Annotated in this window: 9 protein-coding genes; 4 read left to right on the top strand and 5 right to left on the bottom strand. The window is 57.0% G+C overall.

Annotated elements, in window-relative coordinates; all coding sequences use genetic code 11:
• From VFU50_04025 to VFU50_04010, 4 genes are all read left to right on the top strand, one after another.
• Positions 1 to 425: ATP-binding protein (locus tag VFU50_04025; protein ID HEU5232004.1), on the top strand; the 425-nt coding region annotated here is incomplete at its 5' end.
• A gap of 92 nt (positions 426 to 517) precedes the next feature.
• Positions 518 to 856, top strand: a complete 339-nt coding sequence (locus VFU50_04020) for a PilZ domain-containing protein (GenBank protein HEU5232003.1) — start codon at positions 518 to 520, stop codon at positions 854 to 856.
• Positions 857 to 938: 82 nt separating this feature from the next.
• Positions 939 to 1,958, top strand: coding sequence for a hypothetical protein (locus VFU50_04015; GenBank protein ID HEU5232002.1), 1,020 nt, complete (start codon positions 939 to 941; stop codon positions 1,956 to 1,958).
• Between the two features lie 50 nt (positions 1,959 to 2,008).
• On the top strand, positions 2,009 to 2,254 hold the full coding sequence (locus VFU50_04010; GenBank protein ID HEU5232001.1) for a hypothetical protein: 246 nt from the start codon (positions 2,009 to 2,011) through the stop codon (positions 2,252 to 2,254).
• A gap of 43 nt (positions 2,255 to 2,297) precedes the next feature.
• On the opposite strand, the gene VFU50_04005 is transcribed toward VFU50_04010, so the two are convergent.
• The 5 genes from VFU50_04005 to VFU50_03985 form a co-directional block, all read right to left on the bottom strand.
• Entirely contained in the window at positions 2,298 to 2,951 is a 654-nt protein-coding gene (locus tag VFU50_04005) for a DUF1080 domain-containing protein (GenBank protein HEU5232000.1), read from the bottom strand.
• Between the two features lie 12 nt (positions 2,952 to 2,963).
• Entirely contained in the window at positions 2,964 to 3,545 is a 582-nt protein-coding gene (locus tag VFU50_04000) for a histidine phosphatase family protein (protein ID HEU5231999.1), read from the bottom strand.
• Positions 3,546 to 3,587: 42 nt separating this feature from the next.
• Complete coding sequence (locus tag VFU50_03995; protein HEU5231998.1) at positions 3,588 to 4,298, bottom strand: hypothetical protein; 711 nt, start codon at positions 4,296 to 4,298, stop codon at positions 3,588 to 3,590.
• Between the two features lie 40 nt (positions 4,299 to 4,338).
• On the bottom strand, positions 4,339 to 4,986 hold the full coding sequence (locus tag VFU50_03990; GenBank protein ID HEU5231997.1) for a cytidylate kinase-like family protein: 648 nt from the start codon (positions 4,984 to 4,986) through the stop codon (positions 4,339 to 4,341).
• Between the two features lie 205 nt (positions 4,987 to 5,191).
• A complete protein-coding gene (locus tag VFU50_03985; GenBank protein HEU5231996.1) occupies positions 5,192 to 6,799 on the bottom strand; it encodes a DHA2 family efflux MFS transporter permease subunit in 1,608 nt (535 codons plus the stop codon).
• Positions 6,800 to 6,810: the final 11 nt, after the last annotated feature.

Below are 6,810 nucleotides of genomic sequence, written 5' to 3'. Positions count from 1 at the left end.
CTGCTGAGCTGCGCCAGGTATTCACCAATTTGATTGTGAATGCGGTGGAGGCGATGCCGTCAGGTGGAGGGCTGCGTGTGCACATCCGGCGGACCCGACAGTCGGGTGCTATGGGACGCGACGGCGTAGTTGTCTCGCTGCTCGATACCGGAACGGGAATTCCCAAAGATGTGCGCAAGCGCATCTTTGAGCCTTTCTTCAGCACGAAGGGAGAGAAGGGAAGCGGCGTAGGTCTTTGGGTGAGCAGCGGAATCGTCGATCGCCACTATGGCACGATTCGCGTCCACAGCGATTCGCGTCCTGGTCGCAGCTATACCTGCTTTCAGGTATTTCTGCCTGAGAGACAAAGTCAGGTCGTCTCTGTACGACCCGCAGCCGCCGCCACTGATAGGACGCAAGCCGAACGGCAGCCCGAAGCTGCGTAAAATCTAGAGAAATCGCCCGAGTAGCTCGAATTGCCTTGACTTGATTCGGCCTCCTTGTCATGCTCATAAGGTCCCCACATTGAGGTGCCCCCATGGCGACATTTGCAACTAAAGTTGAGCAAAGAACCAGCCGCCGCTTTGCCCTCAAGCTGCCGGTATCGGTCCGTTGTGATAATGGGCACGTCGAGGAAGTTTCGGCGGAAACGCGCGATGTAAGCGCTCAAGGCGTGTTTTTTTATACTGGCTCGAACCTTGCGCAAGGAACAAAAGTGGAGTTCACGCTCACCCTGCCGCCTGAGATCACGCTTACGGAAAGCATCCGGGTTCGTTGCCGCGGCCGCGTGGTTCGCATCGACGAGGAGCCGCCTCGGGTGGGAGTAGCTGCGATAATTGAGCAGTATGATTTCGTGCCGGAGACAGCCGACGCGTAAAGTTTCGTCCTCAGCAAAGCACCACCCTCCCAAAGCAAAGACCCTGCGCCAAAAGCGCGGGGTTTTTGTTTTAAGCCTCGCCATGACCGCAACAATTCCAGCAGCCGCTCAGGTCGTCGGCGATGTGTACGCCTCGGATGCCTCGGTCAAAGGAAGCGTGCGCGAAACCTCCGGCGGCCTCGAAGTAAGCAATGGAGTCGCAATCACAGCCGGAGAGCATTCCGCCACATTGCGGCTTGCGCGAGGAGGACAAGTCCGCGTTTGCCCGGGAACCAACCTCACCGTCAACACTTCTCCACAAGGACAGGAGCTCATGTTCGCTATGAGCGCAGGATCGCTGGAAGCTGATTACAGCATCCCATTTCTCGCCGATGTGGTTCTCACTCCGGACTATCGAATTCTCATTTCGGGACCGGCAGACGTGAGTGTCTCGATCAGCGCCAACAAAAATGGCGATGCCTGCGTTCGTTCGCGCGGTGATAACTCGTACGTGGTCGTCTCTGAGCTGATGGGCGACGACTTCTATCACCTGAAGCCAGACGAGCAGGTAGTCTTCCATGCAGGACACGTAAAAGATCCAGACGAGAACAGCACAATGGTCTGCGGATGTCCGAGTCCATCGCCCCTGCAGAGAGCCGAAGCCGCCCCGCCACAACCCACTCCAGTTCCGGCCCAGGTCGCGGCTGCCCAGCCCCCGGCACCGACGCCGATTGTCGTTCCCAAATCAGAACCAGAACCGCAGCCCATCTCCACTCCCGCACAAGCGCAGGCGCAAGAGCCTGCACCCACGCCGCAGCAGAGGGCGGCAGCGGCTGCTGCGATCCGAAATGAACCAGCCGTTGCCGCCACAGCCAGTGCAGCAGCGGGATTGCCGCAACAGTCCGCCGGTCCGGTGCAGGTACAAGTCGACGCACCTATGGTCTTTAAAGGTTCAAATATTCAGCCGGATGTGACCGCCACACTCGCCCGAGTTCACATCGAGCGCTTGCCCTGGCCGCAAACCCCGGCCGTAGCTCCTCAGCCGCCAAAATCCTCTGCGCGGAGCGGAGCAGAGGGGAAAAAGGGATTCTTTCGTCGAATCCTGCACGCGCTCTTTGGCTGAGACTGCCTCACAATTGTTTACACGAAGTTCGTGAGCACAATGATCGTGGTATGCGAAAGCTTCGCAATATAACAGTGAGCCTTGAGGACGACGTCGCACGCTGGGCACGTATCGAGGCAGCTCGGAGAAAAACGAGTGTCTCTCGGTTGTTGGGAGGCATTCTCAAAGAGGAGATGCAATCTCGCGATGGCTATCAGCGTGCCATGCGTCGCGCACTAAAACGCAAGCCATTTCTGAATACGAGCGGAGCCCATCCTTCTCGCGACGACATTCATGAGCGGTCCCGTGTTCGTTGATACAACGTCTTAATTGGATCGAGATCGTGTCAGCATTTGGGAATCATCGCAGTTGGCGTATCGCTACTTCCTTAAAGAACACTACGTCCTTGTTGCTATGGTTCTGTAGTCCGAACCAACCCTCATTCGGGCGGCGACCCCGCTCCGGCTCAAAGCTGGCCTTCTTGGCCGGAACAGGATCTCCCTCTTTGTAATCTGTAACCTTTTGCCCGTTGACCACTACGGTGGTTCGAGGCCCGTCAAGAGTAATTTCCATGGTGTTCCATTCGGGGCCAGGTTTTCCCGGCTCGGCGAGCGGCTTCGTAAGTGAATAGAGGGTGCCTGTGACGTGGTAATCGTCCTCCTTTGAGCGCTCGGGATGATTGTCTATCTGCACTTCGTATCCGTAATGGACGGGCATCCATGCCTCGCGCGGTTCAATGGGAATGCGGATGAAGACGCCTGAATTGTCGTTTTCGTCTCGCATGCGGTAGACGACGCGCAGAACGCAATTTCCGATTTTGCCTCCCGTCCAGTAAAGCAGGCCCATACCGCCGTGCGTATGGATAAGTCCGTCGTCGACGGTCATTTCGCCTGGCCCAACATGCCTCCAGCCGGAGAGATCGCGTCCGTTAAAGAGCTGTTTCCAGGAGGTCTGTTGCGCCTGCATAGAGCCGAGCATCGTGAAAACAAAGAAGAGCAGAATCGTTTTTGTCATAGATTATGTTCGCTAAACCTGCGGAGAGTTCCAGCGTTTGATGACGCGGTAGTCGTGCTCAAATCCCAGAATACTAATCGTCCCTGTACCGAGCATAAATAGCTGGCCCCGATCAGGCGTAAGCTCCAGCCACACCGCAGTGAGAATTCTCAGTACGTGACCGTGTGCGAATAAAGCAACATCTCCATCGACTTGGAGACATTCTTCGATGACCCGCTGAACGCGCGTGCCTACGTGCTGAACCGACTCGCCGTCGCTAACTCCGTCGCGCCACAGCGACCAGGTCGGACGATCCTTGCGGATTGCTGCGGTGGTCCGGCCTTCATACGCTCCGTAGTCCCATTCTTTAAGATCGTCGGTCACGCGAGCAACATCGCCATAGCCGGCCAGACGACAGGTTTCTCTGGCGCGCTGCATGGGGCTCACCAGCACCAGCGCGAATTTGCGGCCGTTCAGCTTGTCTCGCAGCTCCTCTGCCTGGCGGATTCCGCTCGGCAGCAGTGGCAGGTCAGTGCGTGAAGTATGCATACCCTTGGCCGACCATCCGGTTTCGCCGTGACGCATCAGCCAGATTTCTTTTTTGGAGTCGATCATCGCTCGTGTGAAATGTGACTTTGATGCTGAGATGCTTCGCGGCTATTTTGGTCTTCCGAACAGCCGGATACGAACATCGGGCCAAAACTCTTTGGCGAGATTGTAAGCAGCGTCGAATGCAATGCGAGAGCCCATCGAATAGGCAAAGTCTCCAGCGTTGCGCTCGTCGGCAGGGTAATACGTTCGGCTGATGCCGCTTGAAGTGGCTGCCGCCAGGATTTCCGGAGCGTTGAAGCGTTGATGGCCCGAATCGGTGCGCGTGCTCAGCACTCGTGTGACGGAATACACCGCTCGCGCCATAAACGTGCCATTCTCCATTCGGTAATAGCGTGGATCGGTGTGGAAGACCGATGGGTACACTCCAATCCCAAAGAATTGAGCAGTGGCAACGTCGGCCAGATCGGCTCCATAACGCTTGATGTATCCCTTTCCGCCCCGTCCGTAGCCGTGGTGGACATCGATGGCTTGATCGAATCCCGCCTCGACAGCAACTCCGGCGAAGGTGAATGGATTGATGAAGTTCTTTTCCACCTGGCTGAATTTCTGAGCGGGACTGAGCGGCGGGACCTTGGTATCGCGTCCTTCGACGATCAGACGATTTGGGCTGATTAAATCGAGGACTTTATTCTCCAGCGTCTTCGATTTAGTTTTCTTAGGCCGAGCTTCCGCTGTCTGCGGAGCCGTTGTCTGCGCCACAGTTGCTGCAGAGATTAGACACAGGGCAAAAACGCACAGCAGGCGTGGCGCAGGCATTCGGGGAGTGTATTGAAGCCGGCTGCCGTTGGCAACCGACTTACTTCACCAGCACCGGTTGCAGCGGAGCATCTTCGGTGTGAACCGCGCCGATGGCGCTAACGATGACATCGACCACCGCGTCTTCGCCAACAACCGTGTTCAGCATCATGTGATAGATGTGACGCTCAGGCCAGTGAATGTGGAAGTGCTGGTGGATGAACGCTGCGCGCTCGCGATCGGCAGTATCGATCACGCGTTCTGCGTGTGAATGCGAAGTGCAGTACTGGCGCACGCGGTTGATCTTGAACTCACGGGGAGCGTAAAGGAATACATGAAATGTGTCTTCGCGACTAGCTAGATGATAAGGAGCTCCACGTCCAACAATTACGCGCTCTCCTTCATCTGCCGCTTTAACGAAAACTGAACGCGTCAGGTCGCACATTTTGTTGCAATCGAAATCGTCGGCGCCGAGGACCCCGCGTTCTGCGCCTCCGCCCCAGAACAACCTGCTCACACGCGAAAAGAAGGGATCGGGATGTTCGTCGAGCTTCTTGACCGCCTCGACGTCGACCTTTGCCATTTTGGCGATGTCGAAGATCAGTGACTTGTCGATGAGTTTCCAGTTAAGACGACGGGCAAGCTGGGCAGCGATCTCAACACCGCCACACCCGACTTCGCGGTCGATAGTGATGTTGCGTATAGCCATGAATACAACAGTTTCTGGTTTCCAGTTTCAGGTTTCGGCAAAGCCAATCCTCATCATTGTTGCCGAACCCAACCTTTCAGCAGGATCTAACGTGGCGGTAACTGGCTTAGCCGAAACTCGAAACCTGAAACTCGAAACGCCTCTCTCTTTTGGCTTTGCCGAAAACTTGAAACCTGAAACCCGAAACCCGAAACGCCTTTCTGCCTCAATGGGCCCCGCCTGGACCTGCGCCAGGCTTGTTCCTTCGCATCAGGAAGGCCAGCGGGACCATCATCCCACAAACGATGGCGAAGATGAAGATCACATCGTTGTAGGCCAAGGCGGCGGCCTGCTGTTGCACTCGGCCGTAGATCATGTGGTACGCCCGCTGGGATGCATCCGCCGCGCTGTAGCCTGCGCCTGTCATGGCGTGAGCTATGCCTTCAACGCGGCTGGTAAACGCCTGGTTCGTATTAGTGAGATGCGACACCAGGTCGCTCTGGTGCTTCTGCGACCGTTGCGCCAGCAGCGTCTCTACGATGGAAATCCCGACGCTTCCGCCCATATTGCGTGCCAGGTTGACCATGCCTGAGACCTGATTGTTTTTGCTCCGCGGCACTCCGACGTATGAGAGCGTATTGATAGGTACGAACAGGAAAGCGATTCCGGCTGCCTGGTAAATGCGAAGCCTCACGGCTTCCGCAAAGCTGATGCCGAGGTTCAGCTCGGTCATGTGAAAGAGGGCGATACAGCAGGCGAGGAATCCAAGCGCGATCAGCCAGCGGGCGTCGTAGTGGGTGACGAGAAACCCAACCAGCGGCATCAGGAGCATCACCGCTACGCCGCCCGGAGAAAGAGCCATTCCCGCCTGCTCGGCGGTGTATCCCAGCAGCGTCTGCAGGTACTGCGGGATGAGCACGGTAGTTCCAAAAAGGGCGAGGCCGAGCATCACCATCATCACGAACGAGATGGTGAAATTGCGGTTCTTGAACATCCGTACATCGACAATCGGGTCCTTCTGGTAGTACTCCCAGAAAATGGCTACGACGATGGCCGAGACGGCGACGATGGCAAACGTGAGAATGAAGTTCGACTGTAACCAGTCCTCGTGCTCGCCTTTGTCGAGAACAACCTGCAGACAGCCAAGACCGACGCCGACCAGAGCCAAGCCGATGTAATCGATCTTGATTCCGGCATTGCGCCGCTCGGCCATCTCCGGCGGGTCCTCGACGAGGCGATTCGTCAGAAACAGTGACAAAACCGCAACCGGAACGTTGATGAAGAAGATCCAGCGCCAGTCATAGTTGTCGGTAATCCAGCCACCGAGCGTAGGACCTATGGCTGGCGCGAGGACGACGGCCATGCCGTAGAGCGCAAAAGCTGCTCCGCGCTTTTTTGGCTCAAATGTGTCGGCGAGAATTGCTTGTTCGCTGGGCGCGAGCCCGCCGCCGCCGACTCCCTGCAGCACCCGGAAGAGGATCAGTAGCGGAAGGCTCGGGGCCAGTCCGCACAGCAGGGAACTGGCTCCGAAGAGCGCGACGCAAGTCATGTAGAAGCGTTTGCGTCCGAGGAAGTCGGAGGCCCAGCCGCTCATGGGCAGAATTACCGCGTTTGAAACCAAATATGACGTTAATACCCAAGTGCTCTCGTCCGTGGTGGCCGACAGACTGCCCGCGATGTGCGGCAAAGCGACATTGGCGATGCTGGTGTCGAGCACCTCCATAAATGTCGCCATGGTGACCGTGAGTGCGATCGCCCAGGGATTGTGGCGGGGGCGCCAGTCTTGGTGCTGCTTGAATTCCCTGACCTCGAGTTTGTCCGCTGTTGCCGGCATCGCACAGTCGT

The organism is Terriglobales bacterium, from assembly GCA_035764005.1.
In the GTDB taxonomy this organism is placed as follows: Bacteria; Acidobacteriota; Terriglobia; order Terriglobales; family Acidobacteriaceae; genus Gp1-AA112.
This window is presented reverse-complemented; position numbering and strand designations above follow the sequence as displayed.